This is a genomic window from Williamsia sp. R60 (genome assembly GCF_054063855.1).
The window spans coordinates 50,130-72,316 of the sequence record NZ_JBSSGR010000004.1 but is presented as its reverse complement, the minus strand read 5'-3'; the positions used below and the strand labels follow the sequence as shown (position 1 = coordinate 72,316).

The following is a 22,187-nucleotide window of genomic DNA, read 5'->3' as shown; positions in this document are numbered from 1 at the left end:
CCGCCCGCGATTGCACCGGCCGATATACTCGCCTGCGCCGACAAGTCGGCACGCCTCCGTAGCTCAGGTGGATAGAGCAAGAGCCTTCTAATCTCTAGGTCGCAGGTTCGAGTCCTGCCGGGGGCACCTAGTTTGTGCAGGTCACAGGCTTTCAAGCCCGAGCCGTGCAAGTTCCGTGCAATTTGTCCACTACAAAGGCCCCGGTCAGGTGCGTGAGCACCTTTCCGAGGCCTCGGCCAAGTAGTGCGATCATCCGACTGTGCTGGACATCGACACCTCCCAGTGATGTGTCCGGCCGCCGATCCGGTACGGCATGGCCTTGCCCTCCAGGGTGTACGTGACCGTTCGCCACACCACCGTGGAGACGGACCCAATCCGATCATCCCGACAGATGAGCCGGAACGTGGTGGTCTTAGTGTCACGTGCGCGTTGGAACTGGACATCACCAGACACGGGAGCGATCTCGGCCCGGATGTTGACGTTGGTGGTCGGGATCGGTGACCCGTTCTCGTCATAGCCACCGCCGACCTTGAGGGTCACCGTGTCTCGCAACATGAGCCGCGGCATTACGCGGCCTTACGGCGGTAGCGGTCCAAGGTCATCCGCTCGGCCAGGGTGAACCCCTGGAACGATTCATTGAATGTGACCACACCGGTGGCGTACTTGAGGCCCTCGGGGTTGGCCAGCATCCTCGCCGAGGCCATCAAGACCACAGCGTTGATACCCGGCTGGAACTTCCCGGCCACCGACGCCAGGTGTCGATCTCGGGTGTACGCGGCCACCATGGACGTGGCCATGGTGATGGCCTGGACGGCCTGGGCCAGGAGTTCGGTGTCGGTTGTCGGTTGCCCAAGCCACTTGACCAGATCTGGCCCGGTAACCGGGGTCTCAAATGGTGCTGCCATCTCGGCCTCCTACGAGGGGCGGCCGATGCCCTTGAGAGTTGACTGGAAACTCAAGGGCATCGGCCACGATTGGGGGACCTATCAGGCCGCAGTGAGGACCGTGACGGCCTCGGGGTGGAGCAGACCGAGGTCGTAGCGGGTGACCACGCGGATGGCCTGTTCGTCATAGTCCGCGTAACGCTCGGACAGGACGGTGACCGAGGGCTGGAGATCCCGAACCACGGCCACGTTGGTCATATCGACCAGGGCCGCCTTGCCGGTCGCCAGTTTGTTGGTGACCACCACCTGGGTACCGAACAGGGTCTTCTTGCCCTCGGCGGTGAGGTCCGGCTGGATGAGGTAGCGGCCGTCCGCGTCCTTGATCTTGGACAGGGCGTAGTAGTCCGCGCCGGAGATGAACCAGTGGGTGGGTGTCACCTCATGGCTGGCGGCCACGGCCATGGCGTCCAGGAGGCTGTCCGGTTCATCGGTGTCCAGGACCGCGGTGGAGACCCCGGTTTGGTTGATGAGGCCCCGGACGGTGTTGGAGGCTCCGTCACCCTCGAGGAGGGCGTCGTCCAGCTTGTTCGCCACGTCGGTGACCAGACGTTGCCGGAGTACTGCGTCCAGGCCAACGACGGACTGGCGGGCCAGCTCGTTCGAGAATCGAATGAGGGTCTTAATCGACTTGAGGGTGGACGGCATGAGGGTGATCTCCCCGAACGACACATCGGCCTCGGGGATCAACTGGGACTCACCGACCCAACCGACGCCGGTTCCGGCGTTCACGCGGGGGATGCGCAGCGGCTCCGAGGAGTCAAAGATCTTCGGGCCAGCGGCCAGGACGACCGAGGCCGCCTCCAGAGGCTGGACCAGGAGGCTGGCTACCTGTTCCTTGAGGAGCGCGCCATTGGTAGCGGTTGTTTCAACCATGAGAATTGTCTCCAGACATTGAGGGAATCAAAGGGATTCGCGTCTGGAGCACCTGGCTCACCTAGCGGATGGAGCAGAAAACGGCACCGGGCCTCATCCCACTATATGAGATAAGGCCCGGTGTAGCAATTGTCCGGTCAGCTTTCCTTGCGCCGCGCCGCTTCGAGTTGGCCGACAATTCCAAAGAGCGATGTCAGCGCACTGTGAATTACGTCTGCGTCAGCGTCCCCGCGCTCAATACGGCGGTTCACAGAATCAATCGCCTCGATCGTCACGTGACCTTCGTCCGGGATGTGGTGCTTGATCGGTTTCAACTCGCCACCTCAGTCGTCGTATCGCGCAGGAGAAGCGGCGAGCAGGGAGTACGCCTCCGCCAGCTCCTTGACCCGGCTTGCGGCGCTCTCCGCTGCAAGCTTGTCCAGGACATGCTTTACCGCGGTCTCCCACTTTGCCCGAATCTTGTCGTCGTCGTTCTCTGCCACGTTTCGCTCCTACTTCACGCTCGGCTTCGCAGGATGCCGAGCAGATCGACGCCCGCGGTTGCGGACTCACGATTACCTTGCCCTACGTCCCCGACAAATCGACGCGCTTTGAGGTGTGGCTTGGCGGCCAGAAGTTCCTGAATGGCCGCGGTGAGGGCCTCGGGATCCTGGAGGTGGTCCGCGTCGAAAGGCAGATCCGCTGGGTCGGCCAGCGCGCCGGACTTCTCCACCATGGCCCGGTGGAGTTGCTCCTGGACCTCCCGGAGTTGTGTCCGGTATCCGGCGGACTCCTTGCGGAGGCCCGCTACGTAGGCGCGGTCAAATGTGTCGGGGTCTCCGGCGGGCTCCTCCGATGCCTCTGGGGTCTCCGATGCCGCGGGTCCGGTGTCTCCCTGGGGATCTGAACCCTCGGGGGTATCCGTCACAGTGACGTTTGGGTCCTCCTGGGTCGGCGTTTCGGGGGCCTCGGGTACATCCGGCGCGGGTGTTTCCGGGGTCTCGGGGGTCTCTTTGTCCGTGTCGATGGTGGTCATGCTGCTGGTGCCTCCTTGAGGGCGGGGGTGTTGGTTGATGCCGGGGCCGATGTCGGACCGGCCTCGGGGTTGTCGATGCCCAGCCGGGTCCGGGCCTCGGCGGTGGTGATGATCCCGGCCGCGTGCAACTTGGTGATGGCGTCGGCCTCGGCCGCGGCCGACCGGGTTGAGGGGTCGGCCCACTGGACGCGGGGTGTGTAGTCGGTGACCTCTCCGCCCTTTTCCACGGCCAGGATCAACCGGCCGACCTGCTCCCAGGCCCGCCCGAATACGGCCTGGCGGGCCTCGGCGCGGGCCGTGAGAGCAGCCTCCGCGGCCCGGATGGCGTCGGCCGACGCCGGGACCGAGGCGTTGATCCCCAGGTAATGGCCGGGGAGACCCGAGACCGCCGAGGCCTGCTGGAGCAACACCGACACGGCGGTGTCGTATCCACCGAGATCCGCGCCGGGGAGCTGGCCGAACTTGCCCTCGGCGGCCTCATTGACCATGAGGCGGGAGGTCTCGGAGATCGGGTTGACCGCCTCCACGACTGGCTCCCCCTCATCGTCCAGGACCGGGTTGCCGTCATCGTCGGTGACCGGCCGCTCCTCCAGTTCCAGACCGGTTGCCCACCGCCGAGGCCTGGCCCCGTATTCGGATGCCGTGAGCATGTCCGCGGTGATTTTGTTGAGGCCATCGACCACCGGGATGAGGTCGATGAACTCCGAGATCCCGAACGCGTCCATCGGCCGGTCCGCGTTGGACAAGGGCACGACCGGGACGGCCAGGAGCGGGTTGTCCACCGTCTGGGTGACGCGGGCCGCCGTGACGCTCGCACCGTCGCCAATGAGGTGCTCGATCCGATCCGGTCGGTACACCACCCATCGGGTCTGTCCCTCGGTCCCATCGGGTTTGAGTTCGGTCCACCTCTTGATGGCGGCCAGGGTCTCACCGCTCCCAGCGTCCCGGTAGACGGCCACCTGGCGGCCGGACTCCACCGATGCCACCGCCTTACCAGCCGCGTTGGCCCAGACGATCACGGCCGACCCGCCCATGGCCAAGGCCTCACGATGGGCCGCGGGGGATGTCTGGTCCAGGTCGGACCGCACCCAGGCCGCCCAGAGGTCCGCGTCCCGCTTGCCGTCCGCGTCGGTGAACCCGGTGACCCGAAGCCGTTCCGCGATGGCCTGGACGGCCAGCCGGGGAAGGTTGACCGCGATCCTGTCGAATCGCTGGCCGATGGACTTGCGGGCCTCGGGTGAGAGGTACGCGAGTGGTTGTTCTCCGGCGTAATACTGGCCGAGCCGGTAGAGGGCGGGAGCCCTCACATTGAGGGCCTGGTCCAGTTCGTGGTTCGATGGTTCGTTTGTCACTGTTCTATCTCCTTATGCCGCAAAGGATCTCACCCGGCGACGCTTGGGTTTACGAGTTGCGCGCCAGGTGGCGCGACTATGGGCCATAACCAGGCACGCGGCCAGGTCGATCTTGCGGGCGTTCCGACGCCGGGAGGCCTTGGCCAACCTCATCCCGCGGCCGTCCTCCACGATCACCGCGGCCGAGATGTGGGCCGAGAGCCGCGGATCCCCGGAGTGGCTCATTCGGGAGTTGGTGGCCGCGGAGTAGAGGTCCCCGGTCGCAGCGGTCAGCCGGGACGGGGAGTGTGGGAACTCCACGATGGGCAGACCCTCGGCTTCCAAGGCCTGGAGGGTCCTAGTCCAGCGGAACGGGTCGGCGATGATCTCCAGGACCTTCCACCGCTTACAGGCCTGGCGGATGGTCTCCTCTACCTCGGCCACTGGGATCCGGTAGGACTCATCCCCGGCCGGCCGTTCCCACACATCGACCACGTCAAAGTGGGGATCGGCGGACACGGTGCCCACCAGGACCGCGGTGGTGTCGTCGGAGAACGACCCGTCCAGGGATAGGACCACCTCGGCCCCGTCTGGGACTCCCAGGCCCGTAGAGAGCCCGTCCCACACGTTCCTGGGCAGGAACTCGCCATCGGTCTCCGAGGCGAACTGACACAACCGGGCGCGCCGGAACGTGGCCTCACGGGTTTTGGGTGGCAGCAATGCCACCAGCGCGTCCTCATGGAGGTAGTCCCCGAGGGCCGGGTTGGCCAGTCGCCAGCAGTGCCGACAGTCCACGGGGTGGTCGATGAACTCATCGGCGGAGAACTCCCTCCACGCAAGGGAGGAGTCCTCGGGATGCTCGGCCGCGTACTGCCGCAGGTCGGCCAGGACATTGTCGTGGGGGTTGGGTCCGGGTGTCCCGATGACCACCAGAGACGATTTCTCCCGCTTGCCCTGGGCCAAGGTGAGGACCTCATACGAATCACGGCTCACCACGCCACCCTCATCCAGGATGGCCAGGGTGTAGTCCAAACCCTCCAGACGCTTGGGTTCGGCCGGTAGGCAATGGAATTGAGCATCCCGTCCGGGAATGACCAGCTTCTCCTTGAACACCTGGCATCGGGCCGACAGCTCGGGGTCCAGCTCCACCATTCGCCGAGCGATGTTGAACACGATCCCGGCCTGGCGCTCATCTACCGCGACAACGCACACCACCGCACCCTCGGGACCGCAGAACAGGTCATAGAGACCCAGGGCCGCCACCAGGGTGGACTTGCCTTGCCCGCGGGGGAGCATCCACCCGGCCGTACGGGGTTGGATCACGGGGTCCAGCACCGAGGCCACTAGCTCAATCTGCCACTGGCGCAACCTCATTTGCTTCAAGGCCCCCGTACCCTTTGGGGTCTTGATGAACTTGGCGGTGAACGCGGCGAACCGTGCCGCGCCGGTCTTGCGGGATCGGAACGGTAGCGCGGTCTCGTCCACCGCGGCCTTCGGTCCAGCCTTCACGTTCCCACCTCCTGATCCGAGTGTCTCACAATCTGAGATGAAGCTCCGCGGTGTGTAACGCGTATTGCGGCTACCTGCCGAGGCTGTCGTGGCAGGTCAAGGGGGTGTCCCCCCTGGGGCTGGACGGCACGCTCGGCGGCCAGGAGTGCGTGGCGGTACGTGGACCGGCGCGTGCGGTCGTAGGCCTCCTGGAGCCGCTGGAGGATCATCCATGCCTCGGCGTCGGTCCACCGATGCCCACGGGACCGGTTGCACACCCGGCACAGGACCCGGAGGTTCTCCATCACGTAGACCAGCTCAGGGAACTCCAGCACCGGGAGGATGTGGTCCACCTCCAGGGACTTGGTGGATCCGCACGTCTCGCAGAACGGGGCCAACGCCCGGAGCCGGGTGGAGAGCCGAGTCCACCGAGCGGTTCCCTGATGGGCACGGGAGGCTGGTCTCTCGCGTGCGGTGTCGGCCGCACGTCGGCACGGGTCACATCGTCCGGTCCCCTCATGGGGTTCACCGCACTCGGTACATGGTCTAAGTGGCACAGGGATCACCCCCTTTGCCCTCATCGACCATGCCCGCGATGACATCGACGTTGGCGGTGAGCATGTCCAGCCACTCGGCCGGTCCACCCTCCACGGCCTCCGATGCCAGTCCGAGCGCGAACGATGCGAGACAGTCCACCATCCGCGCCGGGTCACAGTTGCGGGCGATGGCCATACGGCCCTCCTGGTCACCGATGGCGGTGGCACGCATGAATGCCACCGCGTCCCTCATGTCGTCGGTCGTGAGTCGGTTCATGCTGCTGTCCTCTTCCTGTTTCTCGGTGGGCCGAACGGATTGATGAGGGTTGCGGCCGTTGGTCCACTGGCCCCGGAGTTGGGTGTCTGGGCCGCCCAGGCCCAACAGGCGGCCCTTGCTGGGCACGTTTTGCACGTGGCCTGAACCAAGGCCCACCGGCTGGCATTGGTGTGGCCCAGGAACGGTGAGGGGATGGCGGTGTTGAACAAGTCCGGGCACGCGGTACACGCGGCCCCGCGTAGATCGTTGGTACCGCGGATGATCCATTCCAGTAGTGCGACCACGTCACGCTCCACGACGGGCCTCCTCGGCGATGATCTCGGCGGCCAATGCCTTACCTCGTTTGGTCGTGGGTTTGGGTTTGGTAACACCGAGCTGGCGGGCCGTCGATGCCTTGGATGTCTCACGGGACTGGACGCGGGGGCCGAAGCCGCCCGTGTTGGTTACCGAGGCCCGTATTCGTTTGATGGTCATGTGGATGGACTCCTTGATCGCGTTCAACGGGGTGTCCTCCTTCATCGGGTTGGTGGGTGTGTTTTCTGTGTTGTTTTTGGGGTCCGTCCGCCTTGTCGGTGCTAAAGACACCGACCCGGACACCAAGGCGGACACAATGACCTCTGTCCGGGGTCTGTCCGGGCTGGAAATCGCTCTGGCCTGGATAAACAGCCCAACCCGGACAGGCCGGACAAGATCCGGACAGGACATCCGGACGGTGTGGTCCAGATCACACCGGACAGACCCGGACGGGCCATCCGGACGGCCTCAGGAGGCATTCTCTTCGAGCACGTATCGGCGGTAATAGGTCTCGGCCTCGGCATTGAATCCGAGTTCGTTTTCGACCAAGACCGTGTCCAACTCCCACCTGGATCCGGCGGCCTGGATGACGTGGTTGTCCTTGGTGATCGCTCCCCAGGCCTCGGACCACCGCTGCCTCTCGCTTTTGCCAAGGTTGAGCGGTGAGTCCTTGACCAATGCCCGGATCTGGGCCTCGGTCCACCCGTTTGAGGTCTCACGCATATGGACGTAGAGGTTCCACAGGACCTTGATTTTGGTGGAGGACTTGGCCGTTGGCATCGACGCTGGGGGCTCGGGGGTCACGCCGATGGAGAACGGATCCACCCGCGGAATGACCAGGGATGAGCCCTTCGGGGTCTCTACCCGCTCCAGGGCCAGCTTGATCCCCGGCCCGCCGGATGCCTCGTCTTTGGCCCGGTCCACCACCAGCGTGACCGTGCGGCGGGACTTGTTCGGGGTCTCCATCATGAGGAGGCCGTCCGAGGCACCCCGTAGGGCCGAGGAGCCGCGCTCCACGCCACCGTCCTTGGTGGTGTGGTGGATGACCAGCACACACGCGCCGGTCTCGTCCTTGATCCTGCTGGCCACCTGGATGAACCGGCCCATGTCCTCGGCCGAGTTCTCGTTCATCCCAGGCGTGTAGCGCGCCAGGGTGTCGATCACCACCAGGTCCGGTGTCCGCCGGACGATGGAGGCCACCATTCCCTTGGTCTCGGGATCCTCCGGTTTGTGGAGCGCCATCGGCCTGGGGAACGACTTGATTGGGGCCTTTGCCCCCTTGTTGTGCGCCAACTCCCAGGCCCGGATCCGCTTGGGGAATCCGGCGTCACCCTCACCGACCAGATAGAGGACCGTTCCCCGCTCGGACGCGTGACCCTGCCACGGTTTTCCCGTGGCCACCGATGCCGCCCAGTCAAGGGCCACAAAGGATTTGAAGCTACCGGGAGCACCGGCCAGGACCACCAGCGACTTACGGAACAGGAGCGTTCCCAGGAGCGGCTCGGGGCCTGGAAGGTTGTCTAGATCATCACGCTCCAACCAGAGGGATTCGATACGCTCGGCAACTCCGGCTGCCTCGGCGGCCCGCTCCTCGGCGTCAATCGTCCGTTTGGCGGCCCGCCGGTTGCGCTCCTGTTTCTCCGCGTACCGGTTCGCATGGTTGGCTGCGGTCTTCTCGTAGGCTGCGCGCCGCTCCGGCGTCATCTCCACGATGTTGTCGGCGGTCATCGGCCCACCGCCCGGGTGAGGGTTGCGAATGAGTTAGTCAACTTTTAAATCCGTTCTGACATTGAGGAATTGAATCTCTCGGGTTGGTGTCAGAACGGGTCACGCGGCCGAGGCGAGGAACCGGTCCAGCTCGGAGGCTTCGACGCGGATCACACGGGGAGATGGGCGAACGGCCTTGAGTTGGCCGGAGGCCACCCACCGGCGGACGGTGCGATCGGAGATGCCGAGTTCGTCGGCAATGTCCTGGAGGGAAAGGTAGTGAGTGCGAGCGCGCGATTTTGCGGCCATGGTTAGGAACTCCTGGGATCACGAAAGTGGTGTAGGAATCACTCCGTGGCCCCAAGGGTTGCCCTGGGCCATTCTATGGCGCTGCGCTGCGGTGAACCTTGTCTTCTCCGAGGCTTCCAGCCCAATCGCGGAAAGCGATGAAGGGAACTCTAGGCCGCCATGTCCACTTATGCAACACCTGCCCGAAACACGAAAGTCGTTGTTAACCAACAAGGTCAACACAGATGGGGCCGCCTACCCTCCGGCCAACTCACTCATCCGGCGGGCGATTTCAGCGTCCCGATTGGCCGCGACGTGCTGGTACGTCATCGCCATGGCCGGAGTGGTGTGGCCGATGCGGTGCATGAGTTCGGCAACTGTTGCACCACTCTGGGCGGCCAGGACGGCCCCCGCGTGTCGAAGGTCATGCACGCGTAGATCCGGCTTCTCGATCTTGGCCTTGGCCGGTCCGAACACCTTGCGGTAGTCCCACTCACCCACATGTCCCCCGGCCTCCGTGGCGAACAGGAGGGCATCGGATCGCTTGCCCACATACCGGGCCAGGTGCCGCTTCAAGACTGGGAGGATGTGCGGAGGGATGACCACCGTCCGGGTCCCGGCGGCCGTTTTGGGGGTGTCCACACTCCACTGGCCGTCCCGGTAGGTCACGGCCCGCGACACTGCCACGGTCCCGGCCCCGAGGTTCACGTCCCCGCGCCGGAGTTCAAACAACTCCCCCCGGCGAAGTCCACACCACCCCATGAGGAGGACGGACGTACCCCACTGCTCCCCCATGGCCGAGGCCAGCGCGGTGAGTTCCTTGGCGTCCAGAATCACCGGCTCCCGCTTGCGCTTGGTGTGCATCGCATTCTCCAGGCGACACGGGTTGGCGTCGATCACCTCATCAGTGACGGCCGTCCGGAAGATGGCATGGATGAGTTGGTAGGCGTGGGTTTTGCGCGTCGGCCCCGTCTGCAGGCCCGCGTGCCAGGCCCGGATCTGTCCCGGCGTGACGGTGGACAGCTCGGCATCCCCCAGGCCTGGATTGATGTGGAGCCGGAGGAGATCGGAGTACAGGGCACGCGTCCGGGGCTTGAGGTCCCTCTGGGCAAGCCATTGTTCGGAATAGGCCTTGACGGTGGTCCCCCGGACGGCCTCGGCGGTCGGCGGTCTCCAGGTCCCCAGATCCATCTTCCGGCGCTCGGCGGCAAGCCAACCCTCGGCATCTATCTCGGCCGGGAAGGTGGCCGCGGCCTTGTAGACCACACCGTCAGGGCCGGTGTAGGCCGCCTGCCACCGAAGTGACTTGAGCTTCCGGAGACGGCCGAATCCCCGTTTGGTGCGCTTGCCTGCCATGCCGATGCCCTCTCATCCGTGCAACTTGCGTGCAAGATGAGCCTACATTCATGCCGTTTGTGTCCGCTATGTCAACCACTCGGCATGTCGTATCACCTGGGCTTTCGCCACAAACGCGCTGGTGTGGAGACCGAGGCTGCCGAGATGGATATCAGGTTCGAGTCCTGCCGGGGGCACCGAGATCTGATGTCGTATGTTCACTGCGACACCACTCGCAGATATTTGCCCCCCGGGCTCTGCCGCGGCAATTCTCCGGTGTCGAAGACCGTCACTTCCGGAACGCCCCGCTCGACGAAGAATGTCGTCAGTCCGGCCACCATCTCCGCAGCGACCACCGCACGGTCATCACCTGCGACCGGGCGAACACGCACTCCGACCCTGGTCGCAGCCTCCCGCACGAATTGGTACTGGGCCCAACGGGTCACGGCACCGAGTGCAGCGCCGATCTCCGAGGGAGCGAACTCCCTCACCCCGCCCGACGATTCGACATGCAGGAACTCGGCGACGCGGCCGGACACCCGAAACGCCGGAAGGCGGTTGCCGCACTCACAGGCATCCGATTTCATGGTGATGCTGTCGCCCAACTGGTACCGGATGATCGGTTGCACCCGACGGAACAGGGTCGTCAGCAACACCGAGTGTGATGCGACGCCGGGGGCCGTGGGTCTCCCGTCTCGGTCGATCGGTTCGAGAACAACCCAGTCGGCGTTCAGGTGTTGCCAGCCCAGGCCGCATTCGCGTGCGATGAACATGCATTCGTTGGCCCCGTAACTGTTGACCACCGGCGCCTGCCAGGCATCACGAAGTCGCTTCGCCATCTCTGGGGTCATCCCCTCGGCAATCGGGCGCACGATGACCGGCCTGAGGTGCAATCGTCGTCGAGCCTGTTCTTCGGCGAGAAGCAGCAACGTGCTCGAATAACCGCTCAGCACAGCGGGATCGAAGGCGTTGAGCTGGTCGACGAGCTCACCGATGGGGGTGTCCACCGGAAGCAATCTCGCCAACTGCCTTTCTCCGGCCTGGACCTGCTGACGGGCGAGCAGAGCCCGCGCCATGTGGTGACCGCTCGTCGCCGCGATCACGGCGGTGCGGCGGCCACGTCGGAGGAACCGCGCGGTCTCGACCACAGACATCCTGCGTTCCCGCGTCCCCAGTGCCCGCGTGACACGAAATGCGAACTCCTCGGTGACGAAATAGCCGACATGCCCGGTGGTGCCCGACGTGGTCGTCACTAGGTAGTCGCCGAGGAAAGCCGAACCTGCCGAGGCCTGGTCGCCGACAAACTTCTGTACGCCATCCAGAGTCACCCGCGGATCGGTCACCCATTCGTCGAAGGAGTCCATCAGCTCGGTTTTCGACGTGATCGGCAAGTCCGTGATGGTCGCGCCGGACCAGGGAAGATCCCGGTAGAGTCGGCCGAAATACGGTGAGTGTTGCCGGACGTGTGCGACGAGCTCGTCGAGTCGTCGCCGTTGTCTTTCGTCGATCCCACCGGGTGCTCCACGCACCGCATTGCGTATATCGCGTTGCAATGCCTTCAGATCGTCATCCAGCTCAGTCACGAATCGACACTGTCACGAGCAACTGCTGACCGGCGTTCTTCTTGCCTAACTCGCGTATGTGCGCGACAGTCAATTGTGACGTAAACCACTTGGAGGTAGCCGTGCACCTGTGGATACAAGGCCATCACGTCGAACGACTCACATTCGACGACAACTTGACGTTCTTCTTCGACGGTCACTGCGAGCTGGTGCTGTGGTCGCCTTTCTCACTGACCTCACCACCCATCGGAGGACGAGGGATCGACCACGACGACATCGATCCGGCCAACGTGATCCCCGAGCAACGTCCCTTGTTCACCATGCTGGGCAGCAGATGCTCGGTGGCCGAATGCACTGACGACGGGGACCTGCACATGGAGTTCGGCGACGGCAGCAGCATCGACGTTCCGGCGGACCCGGAAGGGCCGTCGTGGGAGCTGTTCGCGAAACGGCAGGGGTACGCAACGTGCGAGCGGTCCGGTGAAATCCGCGTGATCGAGCACCATCACGCCGCCCACTGAACGGCAGCAGCGCCTGTTTCGCAGTCTAGACCTAGTAGAAACTGGCATATGAACACTGTTGCATAGCGCGCAGTTGCACAGGTATGGTGCTGACGTGGCACTCGAACACGCGATCATGACCTCGCTTGCCGAGCGTCCGGGCACCGGTTACGAAATCGGGCAACAGTTCACCCGGTCTATTGGCCATTTCTGGTCGGCCACACATCAGCAGATCTATCGGACGCTCAAAAAGCTACACACCGACGGTCTGGTGAGCTTCGAATCCGTTGCGCAAGACGGCCGACCGGACAAAAAGGTCTACACGCTGTCAGCCAAAGGGCGTGTGGCGCTGAGGGAGTGGGTCAGCTCCCCCACCGAACCTCAGCAGCTACGCGACGAACTGGGCGTCAAGATCAGGGCCGCCGAGTTCGGCAACCTACCCGGACTCATCGCAGAACTGAAGCGCCATCGCGACCTGCACGAAGGCAGGCTGAGGCTCTACCAGGAATTCGAGAAGAACGACTACCCCGACCCCGACGCCCTCAACTTCCGCAAGCTCAAGCAATACCTGGTCTTGCGCGGCGGAGTGCGTATCGAGATCGGGTTCATCGAGTGGTGTGACGAAGTGATCGGCGCGTTGAGCGCTCAGCTCGACGAACCACCCAGCAACTGAAAGCGTCGCGGCCAGCCCCCGTGACAAGAAAGGTTCCACCCATGACCAACCCGTACCCAAAGCTGTTCGAGCCGTTGACCATCAACAAGGTCGAACTCAAGAACCGCGTCATCATGGGCTCCATGCACACCGGTCTGGAGGATCGCCTCTGGGACGTCGACAAGCTCGCCGCCTACTACGCCGAACGAGCCAAAGGCGGTGCGGCACTGATCATCACCGGAGGAATCGCACCGACCCGTGCGGGCCTGCTGTCGCCGTTCGCGGGCAAACTCACCAACAAGCTCGACGTGATCCGCCACCGACGCCTCACCAGTGCGGTGCACAAAGAGGGCGGCAAAATCGCGATGCAGGTGCTGTACGCCGGCCGGTACGGGTACACACCGGTGAAGTTCAGTGTCAGCTGGGAAAAGTCGCCGGTGCACCCATTTCAGCCGATCAAGATGAACGATGCCCTCATCAAACATGCGATCTGGTCGTACGGGCGCTGCGCGAAGCTTGCTCGCGAAGCAGGTTACGACGGTATCGAGATCATGGGCGGCGAGGGCTACCTGCTCAACACCTTCCTGTGCAAGCGCACCAATGACCGCACCGACAAATGGGGCGGTAGCACCGAAAACCGCCAGCGCATCGTCGTGGAGATCGTCAAAGAGATCCGTAAACGAGTTGGCCCCGACTTCATGGTGATCATGCGCCAGTCCATTGCCGATCTCGTCAAAGACGGCCAGACGTGGGACGAGATCGCCTTGCTGGCACGCAAACTCGAAGAGCACGGTGTCGACGCGATCAACACCGACATCGGGTGGCACGAAGCGCAGGTACCCACCATCGTGACGTCCGTTCCCCGCGGTGCATTTGTCAGCTACACCGAGCGCCTGCGCGAAGAGGTGTCGATTCCGCTCATCGCATCCAATCGCATCAACACCCCCGAACTCGGCGAGCAGATCCTCGAGGGTGGACGAGTCGATGCCATCTCGATGGCGCGTCCTCTACTGGCCGACCCCGAGTTCGCCAACAAGGCGGAGGCCGGGCGGGCCGCCGAGATCAACACGTGCATCGCCTGCAATCAGGCGTGCCTCGACCACGCGTTCGTCGGCAAGAAGGTGTCATGCCTGGTCAATCCCCGCGCAGGACGCGAGACAACGCTGACGCTCGGCACCACCCGTAAGTCCAAGCGCGTCGCCGTGGTGGGTGCTGGACCCGCCGGGCTCTCGGCGGCAGTCTCCGCCGCACAGCGGGGGCACGAGGTGCACCTGTACGAGGCGGGAGAGCACATCGGCGGCCAATTCTCGATCGCAGCGCGGATTCCCGGGAAAGAAGAGTTCTCCGAGACCATCCGATACTTCACAGCCCAGCTCGAGGCGACCGGTGTGCATGTCCACCTGAACACCTGGGTCAGCGCTGAAGAACTGATCGACGAGAAGTTCGACGATGTCGTCGTGGCGACCGGCGTCACTCCGCGCATGCCCGACATCCCCGGTATCGACCACCCCAAGGTGATGTCGTACGCGGAGGCTGTGCTCGGCCACAAGACAATCGGAAAGACCGTTGCTGTCATCGGGGCCGGCGGTATCGGCTTCGACCTCACCGAATTTCTCACCGTCGACGACTCCCCCACGCTGAACGTCAAGGAATGGGCAGAAGAGTGGGGCATCACCGACGACCTGGGCGTGCCGGGGTTTGTCGGCAAACCACGTCCCACCCCTGCTGCCCGCACCGTGTATCTCGTGCAGCGCAAACCGGGACGACAGGGTAAAACGCTGGGCAAGACCTCAGGCTGGGTGCACCGTGCCACTGTCAAGATGAAAGGCGTCGAACAGATCTCCGGCGCCAGTTACGACAAGATCGACGATGAAGGTCTGCACCTGAGTTTCGCTCCCAAAGAGGAAGGCGGCGAGCGCACCACGCGTGTGCTCGACGTCGAGACCGTGGTCGTGTGTGCCGGTCAGGAGTCGGTGCGCGAGCTCGTCGACCCGCTGACCGTCGCGGGTGTGAGCACCCACGTCATCGGCGGCGCCGATGTGGCCGCTGAACTCGACGCGAAACGGGCGATCCGCCAGGGCACCGAGGTCGCCGAAAGTATCGTCTGAAGCCAAACCACGAGGGGTGAAGCCGTGACCGCACCATTTCCCGACAGGCGTTGGGGCTCGAAAAGCTCGCCGCTGAACCGGGTCATGTTCGCAGTGGCGGCCACCTCACCCGGAACGTGGTTGGCACGCAAGATGATTCCGCTGGACCGGCGACTTCTGATCCGTAGCAGAGGACGGTTCACCATCGCCGGTCCGGTCGGGGCCCCCACCATGTTGCTGACGACCATCGGCGCGAAGAGCGGGCAACACCGGGTATCGCCCCTTCTCTACTACCGCGAGGACCCGGACCTCTACGTGGTCGGGTCCAACTTCGGACAGGCCCACCATCCCGCCTGGACCGCGAACCTCCTCGCGAACCCCGCGGCGTCGGTGAACATCGACGGAACCGAGATCGCGGCGACTGCCACGCTTGTCGAGGGCAGCGAGAAGGAACGCCTCTATCGCGAGTTCGAAAAAGTGGCGCGCAATTACGCGATCTATCGCAGCAAGACCTCGCGAGACATCCGCATGTTCCGGCTGTCGGCCACCTGAAGGCATCCTCCCGATACGATCGGCGCCATGCCTATCCCCCATCCGACACCGTCAGCCAGGGCAGTCGTCACCGGCGCATCGTCGGGTATCGGCGCAGCACTCGCGACCGAGCTCGCCCGACGCGGGCACTCCCTGATCTTGGTTGCCCGCCGCGAGGAAATCCTGACCGCCACCGCGACCGAGTTGCGCGCGACGTTCGGTGTCGAGGCGGAGGTGCGTGCGACCGACCTCTCTGATCCGACCGCGACCGACACCCTCTGCAACGAGCTCCGCGACCGTGAGATCTCCATCTTGTGCAACAACGCGGGCATCGCCACCTTCGGACCGTTGTCCGAGCTGGACCAAGAATACGAGCGAGCACAGGTGAGGCTCAATACCGTTGCCGTGCACGACCTCACACTCGCGGCTCTGCCGCAGATGGTGCAACGCAAAGCCGGCGGGATCCTCATGGTCGGTTCGGCGGCGGGCAACATGCCGATCCCGAACAACGCCACCTATGCGGCAACCAAGGCGTTTGTGAACACCCTCTCCGAATCAGTCCGGGGTGAGGTGGCAGACCAAGGTGTGCACGTGACTCTGCTGGCGCCGGGACCTGTGCGTACCCACACTCCGACGCCCGAAGAGGCAAGCATCGTCGATCGTGTGGTCCCCGACTTCATGTGGAACTCGAGCGAGTCAGTGGCGAAACTCAGCCTCGACGCCCTGGAGCGAAACAAGATGCGCGTGGTCCCCGGGGCGCTATCCAAGGCGATGTCGGTTGCCGGTGGCTACACCCCCCGAAAGTTCACGGCACCGATCGTCGGCTCGTTCTACCGCAAGCTCGGCGACTAGGTCCGCCCCGGGCGGGCGCAGGTCAGGGCATGACGCCACGAACCGCTCAACTAGGGTTGTGGGGTGCAAGACAAACTTGTGTGGATCGACTGCGAGATGACCGGGCTGCAATTGCGCAGCGACAAGCTCATCGAGATCGCAGCCCTGATCACCGACAGCGAACTCAACATCATCGGTGACGGCGTCGACGTGGTCATCCACGCCGACGACGACGCCCTGGCGGCCATGCCTGCGGTGGTGAAGAAGATGCATGCAGCATCCGGACTCACCGAAGAAGTGCGTGCGTCCACCGTGACCATCGAGCAGGCGCAGAAGCAGGTCCTCGACTACCTGCGCAAGCACATCGACACCGCCGGCGCAGTACCCCTTGCCGGCAACTCGATCGCCACCGACCGCGGCTTCATCGCCCGGGACATGCCCGAACTCGACGCGTACCTGCACTACCGGATGGTCGACGTCAGTTCCATCAAAGAGCTGTGCCGCCGGTGGTACCCGCGCATCTACTTCGGGCAGCCAGAGAAGGGCCTGGCACACCGTGCGTTGGCCGATATCCGGGAATCGATTCGGGAGCTCAAGTACTACCGGGCAACAGCGTTTGTCGCCCCTCCTGGGCCCGAATCGTCGGCCATCGAGGAAGTGACCAAAACGCTCGGTCCGGCCTGATGGCGACAGGCCGGGTAACCGATTGGAATTCCGGACCGGCGAGCCGCTAGAGTAAGTCCCTGGTTCCGCTAACGCGGAACCGATGGTGGGCGTAGTTCAGTTGGTAGAGCACCAGATTGTGATTCTGGCTGTCGCGGGTTCGAGTCCCGTCGTCCACCCCAACACGAGGGCCGGTGTGAGCGCTGATCGCGCAAGCACCGGCCTTTGTATTTCCAGCAGTTCTCGACCGCTGCCGACGTCGCACCATCGGGCGGCCATATCTTCGCCGCGCTATTGATTCTCGGCTCGCCTCACCACACAGACTGGCCACCAGGACAACTCAGTGGCGTGTGGCTGCCTTGACCCTCGCTGGACGTCACAGCGCGACGAGTACGGGCCCGGAGAAGGTCGAGGAGGCCGCGGGTCGGCCTCTCACGTACGAGTTGCCCTGAGGAGGACAGGGCCGGCGTCTTTTGGTCCGTGGTGCACACGCGACCATCACCAAGTGCGAGCCACCGCTGGGCCTGGGCCTCGCGGCTCCGACGACGCAGTTGGACTACTCCCCGCGCGAAGCGACTTCTAGGCCTGGCTCTGGCTCACAACCCGCAGTAGACCCCCGACGTCCCCATAACGGGGACGCGTTGAGCCTCAGGCGTTGCCCTGCTTCCAGGTCTCCCACGGGATGTTCCAGTCACCGAGGCCGTCGGTACCCGACAGCTCAGGACCCACAGTGTTCTTCACGGTGACGACGTCGCCTCGCAACGAGTTCTGAACCCACCACAGAGCGTTCTCCGGACTGACGTTCAGACATCCGTGACTCGTGTTCTCGCTGCCCTGCGCGTACACCGACCACGGCGCGGAGTGGATGTAGATACCGCTCCACGACATCTGGGTGGCGTAGTCGACATCCAGCCGGTACCCGGCCGGGGAATTGACGGGGACACCGTAGGTGGACGAATCCATCACGATGCGGTCGAGACGATCACCGATGATGTACGTGCCGTTGTCGGTGGGCGTCGAATCCTTGCCCATCGACGTCGGCATCGTCTTGATGACCTTGCCGTTCTCCGTGATGGTGATGGTCTTGGTGTTGTCATCGGCGGTGGCGATGAGCTCGCGACCGATCGTGAAGTTGGTCTTCAGGTTCTCTTGGCCGAAGAGACCGTCACCCAGATCGATGCCGTACGTGTTGACCGCGACATCGACCTTTGTGCCGGGCTTCCAGAATTGCGCCGGGCGCCAACGTAGTTCGGTGTCACTGAGCCAGTAGAAGCCACCCTCGGTAGGTGGGTCGGTACGGACCGTGATCGCGTCCTGCGCAGCCTTGCGGTTGGGGATCGCCTCATCGAATCGGATGGAGACCGGCATCCCTACGCCGACAGTCGAATTGTCCTCTGGCAGCAGATAGGCCTGGGTGAGGTTGTTGGGCGAACTCGTGGTGAACGAGGTGGTTGCCTTCGTGCTTCCACCGATGCCCTTGGCGTCAGCGGTCAGCGTGTAGGTCTTGTTGTAACCGAACGACCCGGGGGCCACGGTCCAGCTCTTCTTGTCAGGCGACAGCGTGCCCGGCACCGGTGCGCCCGCCGAGTTGGTGATCTGGACGTCGGTGAGACGCCCATCGCTCGCGGTGACCTTCACGGGTGCGCCGGGCGAGAACCCCACATCACCGTCGACCACGGGCTTGTCCGCGAAACCGGTGATCTTCACCGCCGGCTGCAGGAGGTCGTCGAACGGTGTGGTGCTGACAACCTGATCGCTGTACTTGGGCGTTGGGGCATCGGAGGCACACGCCGACATCACCGCGGCGAGTGCGATCAGGAAAACCATGAAAACAGTGGACTTTCGAGCCCCTTGTCCTACCGAGGTCTGCGTGAACCCCATCACACTCCAAACATCCCCTCAAGCCCACGAGTGGGCACCAACCAACTGAGGAGAGTCTACGGGCAATGTGTGACGGACAGGAAACGCGACGAGCGGTCAAAACCGACCGTTTTCACCTTTGCGACCACGCGATTTTCGTTTTCCGCGTGAGGCCTGCTAACGTTCCAAGTCGCAACAACGCGCGCCATTAGCTCAATTGGCAGAGCAGCTGACTCTTAATCAGCGGGTTCGGGGTTCGAGTCCCTGATGGCGCACTTCTCGGATTGACTGCACCACTTCAATTCGTGCACAGGCCGCAACGGCCAAAGATCATTTGAACAATCGACAGCAACCTGACCGGTCGCACGTGACCGATCGTCAACTGTCACACCTGGACACGCTCTTCCCATTACTGTCATCCCAATGACGCGAGGGGCTGCTGTCGTAGCGCTCGGCGCCAGAATCGGTAGCCGACTCGAACGTTCGAGCTATGCCGTCAGGTGGCTGGTCTTGGGCATCTCCATCGGCGTGGTCGCCGGACTCGGCGCGGTGGTCTTCTTCGAAATGCTCGAGCTGGCCGGCCGACTCCTCCTGGAAGGCCTAGGCGGCTACGAACCTCCCCAGGCCGGGCGCGACGGCGACACGGGCCACTCAGACGGTTTCAGTCGGCCCTGGGCAATCCCCCTCGTCGTCGCTGGCGGCGCGCTTGCTTCGGCCGTTCTCGTCGCACGGTTCGCACCGGAGGCAGAAGGGCATGGCACCGATGCCGCGATAGAGGCCGTCCATTCCGGTCCGCGCAGCATCCGGATGCGGGCGGTGGGGGTGAAGATGGTCGCGAGCGCGTTGACCATCGGCTCCGGCGGATCTGCGGGCCGGGAAGGACCGGCAGCACAGATCTCCGCAGGATTCGGGTCGCTGTTCACGCGATGGCTGAATCTGACCGACGACGACGGCCGAATCGCGGTAGCGATCGGGATCGGCTCAGGCATCGGGGCAATCTTCGGAGCCCCTCTGGGTGGCGCGGTGCTGTCGGGAGCCATTTTGTACCGCAACGACTTCGAGTTCCGGACGCTCATCCCCGGGTTGATCTCGTCTGTCACCGCCTACAGCGTGTTCGGCTCGGTCGAGGGCTACGAGCCGCTGTTCGGATTCGTGGCCGACGACTACAGATTCGAGACACCCACGCAGCTCATCTGGTTCGCCGTGATCGGACTACTCGCGGGCGGCGTGGGAATTCTGTACAGCCGCTTCTTCTACGGCACAGTCAGCGTGTTCGCCCGCTTGCCCGGCAACCGGATCGTCAAACCCGCCGTCGGCGGTCTCCTGGTGGGCCTGCTCGCCCTGGCGATGCCCGAGATACTGGGCAGCGGGTACGGCTGGGTGCAGGAAGCGATGAGCGCGGAGACACTGGCCTCGATGCCGCTGTGGATCGTGCTGGCACTCCCCTTCGCCAAAATCCTCGCGACCTCGTTGTCGATCGGATCCGGAGGTGCCGGAGGCATCTTCGGCCCGGGCATGGTGATCGGCGCGTTCGTCGGCGCTGCGCTGTGGCGACTGATGGAGCCGTTCGCGCCCGGCGTCCCCGAGGCGCCGGCGGCGTTTGTCATCGTCGCGATGATGGCCTGCTTCGGCGCCATCGCCCGGGTGCCCGTAGCGGTGATGCTGATGGTGGCCGAGATGACCGGCGGCTACACCCTGCTCCCCGGCGGGATGGTCGCCGTGGGTATCGCCTACCTGCTGGTGTTGCGGAGCGGGGACTCGATCTATCGCGCTCAGCGCGAGGACCGGGAAGCGGCTTCGGTCGAGCGGTCGGGGTCCCGGCCGCTCGACTGAAGCTGCTCAGTCAGTCAGATGCTCAGGAGACGATCTTCTTGATGACGATCGCGACCACAACGACTCCGACCGCGATCAACGTTCCCGCAACCGCCGGCTTCTGGAGGGTCACGAGCGCGGTGGCCTTGGCATCTTCGGCCAGCCGCTGGGGATTGGCGCGAGTCGCAAGGGCGTCCAGGGTCTCGGCGAGTTCGTCGCGGGCCCGTTCGATCTCGCGCTCGATGTCGTCGGTATCGCGTCCCACAAGGTCCTCCATCGGTGAAGTCCACTCCCCGCGCTCGTACGAAGGCGCGGAGCGGCCGGTCAGTTCTCGGGCTCTACGGTAGTTCACAGTCCGGGTTGCCAGTGTTCCGCCACACGGATTGCGTCCTCGGCTAGCCTGAACCCGATGACTGAGAACACACGACTCGCAGTGGGCGACAAGGCCCCAGGCTTTTCCCTGCCGGACGCCGACGGGAACACTGTCTCGCTCGACGACTATCGGGGACGTCAGGTGATCGTCTATTTCTACCCCGCTGCCAGCACTCCGGGCTGCACCAAGCAGGCCTGCGACTTCCGTGACAACTTGGGCGAGCTGAACGACGCGGGTGTCGAGGTGATCGGCATTTCTCCGGACAAGCCCGCAAAACTGGCCAAGTTCCGCGATGCGGAGGAGCTGACGTTCCCGCTTCTGTCCGACCCGGATAAGGCAGTCCTCACGGCCTGGGGTGCCTTCGGTGAGAAGAAGATGTACGGCAAAACCGTCACCGGAGTGATCCGATCCACCTTCCTGGTGGATGCCGAGGGCAAAATCGCTGTGGCACAGTACAACGTGCGCGCCACAGGGCACGTGGCGAAACTTCGCCGCGACCTCTCGGTCTAGCCGAAGCGACCTGTGGCCATGGCCCAGCGGCAGTCCGGTACCGGCACCGGGGATTCCGGCGCCCTCAAGACCGGTGTCTCTCGGTTGCTCAGTTCCGAACCACTCGTTCCGCGCAAACGGCCCACGCAGCAACGCAGCCAACTGCGGTTCGATGCGATGCTTGCCGCTGCGCGCGACCTGCTGATCGAGGTGGGCTTCGAGTCGCTGACGTGTGAGCACATCGCGCAGCGCGCCGACGTCCCGATCGGGACGCTTTATCAGTACTTCGCGAACAAGTACGTCGTGGTCTGCGAACTCGATCGAGAAGACGCTGCCGGGGTACAGAGCGAACTGGCCAGATTCGCCGCGGAGGTTCCGTCTCTGGACTGGCCTCGCCTACTGGAGAAGTTCATCGATCACCTGGCGCAGCTGTGGCACGACGATCCGTCCCGCCGCGCGGTGTGGCTCGCTGTGCAGTCGACGCCTGCCACTCGTGCCACTGCCACCGTGCACGAGCGTGCGCTGGCGGAATTGGTCGCGCGGATCATCGCCCCACTGACCCCGGATCGCAGGCGCCGGGCGCTGATGTCCGAACTCCTGGTGCACACGGCGTACTCGCTGCTCAGCTTCTCGGTGCAAGAAGGTCAGAACCACTCCGCGACGGTCACCGAACTCAAGCGCATGCTGGGACGCTACATGCTACTGGAAGATCCCGAGAACAACCGCAACGCACGGTGAT

At 64.1% G+C, this 22,187-nt stretch carries 26 protein-coding genes and 3 tRNA genes; 12 read left to right on the top strand and 17 right to left on the bottom strand.

Going from position 1 to position 22,187, the window contains the following annotated elements:
• The first annotated feature begins 52 nt into the window (after nucleotides 1–52).
• A tRNA-Arg gene (locus tag ACVWY6_RS19265) sits at nucleotides 53–126 on the top strand.
• A gap of 123 nt (nucleotides 127–249) precedes the next feature.
• Here ACVWY6_RS19265 and ACVWY6_RS19260 read toward each other — a convergent pair.
• From ACVWY6_RS19260 to ACVWY6_RS19190, 15 genes are all read right to left on the bottom strand, one after another.
• Nucleotides 250–555: a hypothetical protein gene (locus tag ACVWY6_RS19260; RefSeq protein WP_457540313.1), complete on the bottom strand. Its 306-nt coding sequence runs from the start codon at nucleotides 553–555 to the stop codon at nucleotides 250–252.
• 11 nt (nucleotides 556–566) lie between these two features.
• Nucleotides 567–905 (bottom strand): hypothetical protein, encoded by a 339-nt coding sequence (locus ACVWY6_RS19255; protein WP_457540311.1) that lies wholly within the window; start codon nucleotides 903–905, stop codon nucleotides 567–569.
• Between the two features lie 81 nt (nucleotides 906–986).
• A complete protein-coding gene (locus ACVWY6_RS19250) occupies nucleotides 987–1,817 on the bottom strand; it encodes a phage major capsid protein (protein WP_457540309.1) in 831 nt (276 codons plus the stop codon).
• Nucleotides 1,818–1,954: 137 nt separating this feature from the next.
• Nucleotides 1,955–2,131, bottom strand: coding sequence for a hypothetical protein (locus tag ACVWY6_RS19245; protein ID WP_457540307.1), 177 nt, complete (start codon nucleotides 2,129–2,131; stop codon nucleotides 1,955–1,957).
• 9 nt (nucleotides 2,132–2,140) lie between these two features.
• Complete coding sequence (locus tag ACVWY6_RS19240) at nucleotides 2,141–2,299, bottom strand: hypothetical protein (protein ID WP_457540305.1); 159 nt, start codon at nucleotides 2,297–2,299, stop codon at nucleotides 2,141–2,143.
• A gap of 14 nt (nucleotides 2,300–2,313) precedes the next feature.
• Nucleotides 2,314–2,832: a hypothetical protein gene (locus ACVWY6_RS19235; RefSeq protein ID WP_457540303.1), complete on the bottom strand. Its 519-nt coding sequence runs from the start codon at nucleotides 2,830–2,832 to the stop codon at nucleotides 2,314–2,316.
• Complete coding sequence (locus ACVWY6_RS19230) at nucleotides 2,829–4,184, bottom strand: phage portal protein (RefSeq protein WP_457540301.1); 1,356 nt, start codon at nucleotides 4,182–4,184, stop codon at nucleotides 2,829–2,831. The genes ACVWY6_RS19235 and ACVWY6_RS19230 overlap by 4 nt, the downstream gene beginning before the upstream one ends.
• Before the next feature lie 12 nt (nucleotides 4,185–4,196).
• The gene (locus ACVWY6_RS19225) at nucleotides 4,197–5,672 is read right to left on the bottom strand and encodes a terminase large subunit domain-containing protein (RefSeq protein WP_457540299.1); all 1,476 of its coding nucleotides are present in this window, start codon (nucleotides 5,670–5,672) and stop codon (nucleotides 4,197–4,199) included.
• Nucleotides 5,669–6,232: an HNH endonuclease signature motif containing protein gene (locus ACVWY6_RS19220; protein ID WP_457540297.1), complete on the bottom strand. Its 564-nt coding sequence runs from the start codon at nucleotides 6,230–6,232 to the stop codon at nucleotides 5,669–5,671. The genes ACVWY6_RS19225 and ACVWY6_RS19220 overlap by 4 nt, the downstream gene beginning before the upstream one ends.
• Nucleotides 6,198–6,464: a hypothetical protein gene (locus ACVWY6_RS19215; RefSeq protein ID WP_457540295.1), complete on the bottom strand. Its 267-nt coding sequence runs from the start codon at nucleotides 6,462–6,464 to the stop codon at nucleotides 6,198–6,200. The genes ACVWY6_RS19220 and ACVWY6_RS19215 overlap by 35 nt, the downstream gene beginning before the upstream one ends.
• A 285-nt stretch (nucleotides 6,465–6,749) precedes the next feature.
• Complete coding sequence (locus tag ACVWY6_RS19210) at nucleotides 6,750–6,983, bottom strand: hypothetical protein (protein WP_457540293.1); 234 nt, start codon at nucleotides 6,981–6,983, stop codon at nucleotides 6,750–6,752.
• Nucleotides 6,984–7,226: 243 nt separating this feature from the next.
• Entirely contained in the window at nucleotides 7,227–8,486 is a 1,260-nt protein-coding gene (locus ACVWY6_RS19205) for a helicase RepA family protein (RefSeq protein ID WP_457540291.1), read from the bottom strand.
• 99 nt (nucleotides 8,487–8,585) lie between these two features.
• Nucleotides 8,586–8,774 carry a helix-turn-helix domain-containing protein gene (locus tag ACVWY6_RS19200; protein WP_457540289.1) on the bottom strand — a complete coding sequence of 63 codons (189 nt, stop codon included), beginning with the start codon at nucleotides 8,772–8,774 and terminating at the stop codon, nucleotides 8,586–8,588.
• A gap of 234 nt (nucleotides 8,775–9,008) precedes the next feature.
• On the bottom strand, nucleotides 9,009–10,109 hold the full coding sequence (locus ACVWY6_RS19195) for a tyrosine-type recombinase/integrase (RefSeq protein ID WP_457540287.1): 1,101 nt from the start codon (nucleotides 10,107–10,109) through the stop codon (nucleotides 9,009–9,011).
• Between the two features lie 197 nt (nucleotides 10,110–10,306).
• Entirely contained in the window at nucleotides 10,307–11,671 is a 1,365-nt protein-coding gene (locus ACVWY6_RS19190; RefSeq protein WP_457540285.1) for a hypothetical protein, read from the bottom strand.
• A 101-nt stretch (nucleotides 11,672–11,772) separates the two neighbouring features.
• Here ACVWY6_RS19190 and ACVWY6_RS19185 point away from each other — a divergent pair, with 101 nt between their 5' ends.
• The 7 genes from ACVWY6_RS19185 to ACVWY6_RS19155 all read left to right on the top strand — a co-directional run bounded on the left by ACVWY6_RS19185 (nucleotide 11,773) and on the right by ACVWY6_RS19155 (nucleotide 17,096).
• A complete protein-coding gene (locus ACVWY6_RS19185) occupies nucleotides 11,773–12,171 on the top strand; it encodes a DUF6188 family protein (protein WP_457540283.1) in 399 nt (132 codons plus the stop codon).
• Nucleotides 12,172–12,265: 94 nt separating this feature from the next.
• Nucleotides 12,266–12,823, top strand: a complete 558-nt coding sequence (locus ACVWY6_RS19180; RefSeq protein ID WP_030163788.1) for a PadR family transcriptional regulator — start codon at nucleotides 12,266–12,268, stop codon at nucleotides 12,821–12,823.
• 41 nt (nucleotides 12,824–12,864) lie between these two features.
• The gene (locus tag ACVWY6_RS19175) at nucleotides 12,865–14,910 is read left to right on the top strand and encodes an oxidoreductase (RefSeq protein WP_457540280.1); all 2,046 of its coding nucleotides are present in this window, start codon (nucleotides 12,865–12,867) and stop codon (nucleotides 14,908–14,910) included.
• 24 nt (nucleotides 14,911–14,934) lie between these two features.
• On the top strand, nucleotides 14,935–15,441 hold the full coding sequence (locus ACVWY6_RS19170; RefSeq protein WP_457540278.1) for a nitroreductase family deazaflavin-dependent oxidoreductase: 507 nt from the start codon (nucleotides 14,935–14,937) through the stop codon (nucleotides 15,439–15,441).
• Nucleotides 15,442–15,468: 27 nt separating this feature from the next.
• Complete coding sequence (gene cmrA / locus ACVWY6_RS19165; RefSeq protein WP_457540276.1) at nucleotides 15,469–16,272, top strand: mycolate reductase; 804 nt, start codon at nucleotides 15,469–15,471, stop codon at nucleotides 16,270–16,272.
• Between the two features lie 63 nt (nucleotides 16,273–16,335).
• Entirely contained in the window at nucleotides 16,336–16,935 is a 600-nt protein-coding gene (orn, locus tag ACVWY6_RS19160) for an oligoribonuclease (RefSeq protein ID WP_023960479.1), read from the top strand.
• Nucleotides 16,936–17,020: 85 nt separating this feature from the next.
• Nucleotides 17,021–17,096, top strand: a tRNA-His gene (locus ACVWY6_RS19155).
• 466 nt (nucleotides 17,097–17,562) lie between these two features.
• On the opposite strand, the gene ACVWY6_RS19150 is transcribed toward ACVWY6_RS19155, so the two are convergent.
• Nucleotides 17,563–18,741: a L,D-transpeptidase gene (locus tag ACVWY6_RS19150; RefSeq protein WP_457540273.1), complete on the bottom strand. Its 1,179-nt coding sequence runs from the start codon at nucleotides 18,739–18,741 to the stop codon at nucleotides 17,563–17,565.
• Nucleotides 18,742–18,976: 235 nt separating this feature from the next.
• On the opposite strand from ACVWY6_RS19150, the gene ACVWY6_RS19145 reads away from it, so the two are divergent.
• Together ACVWY6_RS19145 and ACVWY6_RS19140 are read left to right on the top strand one after the other, a co-directional pair.
• Nucleotides 18,977–19,049, top strand: a tRNA-Lys gene (locus ACVWY6_RS19145).
• Between the two features lie 148 nt (nucleotides 19,050–19,197).
• Complete coding sequence (locus ACVWY6_RS19140; RefSeq protein ID WP_457540272.1) at nucleotides 19,198–20,607, top strand: chloride channel protein; 1,410 nt, start codon at nucleotides 19,198–19,200, stop codon at nucleotides 20,605–20,607.
• A gap of 22 nt (nucleotides 20,608–20,629) precedes the next feature.
• Here ACVWY6_RS19140 and ACVWY6_RS19135 read toward each other — a convergent pair whose 3' ends face one another.
• Nucleotides 20,630–20,851: a DUF3618 domain-containing protein gene (locus tag ACVWY6_RS19135; RefSeq protein WP_099385042.1), complete on the bottom strand. Its 222-nt coding sequence runs from the start codon at nucleotides 20,849–20,851 to the stop codon at nucleotides 20,630–20,632.
• A 144-nt stretch (nucleotides 20,852–20,995) separates the two neighbouring features.
• Here ACVWY6_RS19135 and bcp point away from each other — a divergent pair, with 144 nt between their 5' ends.
• Both bcp and ACVWY6_RS19125 read left to right on the top strand, forming a co-directional pair.
• Nucleotides 20,996–21,469 (top strand): thioredoxin-dependent thiol peroxidase, encoded by a 474-nt coding sequence (gene bcp / locus ACVWY6_RS19130; protein ID WP_023960487.1) that lies wholly within the window; start codon nucleotides 20,996–20,998, stop codon nucleotides 21,467–21,469.
• Nucleotides 21,470–21,487: 18 nt separating this feature from the next.
• The gene (locus ACVWY6_RS19125; protein ID WP_084248217.1) at nucleotides 21,488–22,186 is read left to right on the top strand and encodes a TetR/AcrR family transcriptional regulator; all 699 of its coding nucleotides are present in this window, start codon (nucleotides 21,488–21,490) and stop codon (nucleotides 22,184–22,186) included.
• Nucleotide 22,187: the final 1 nt, after the last annotated feature.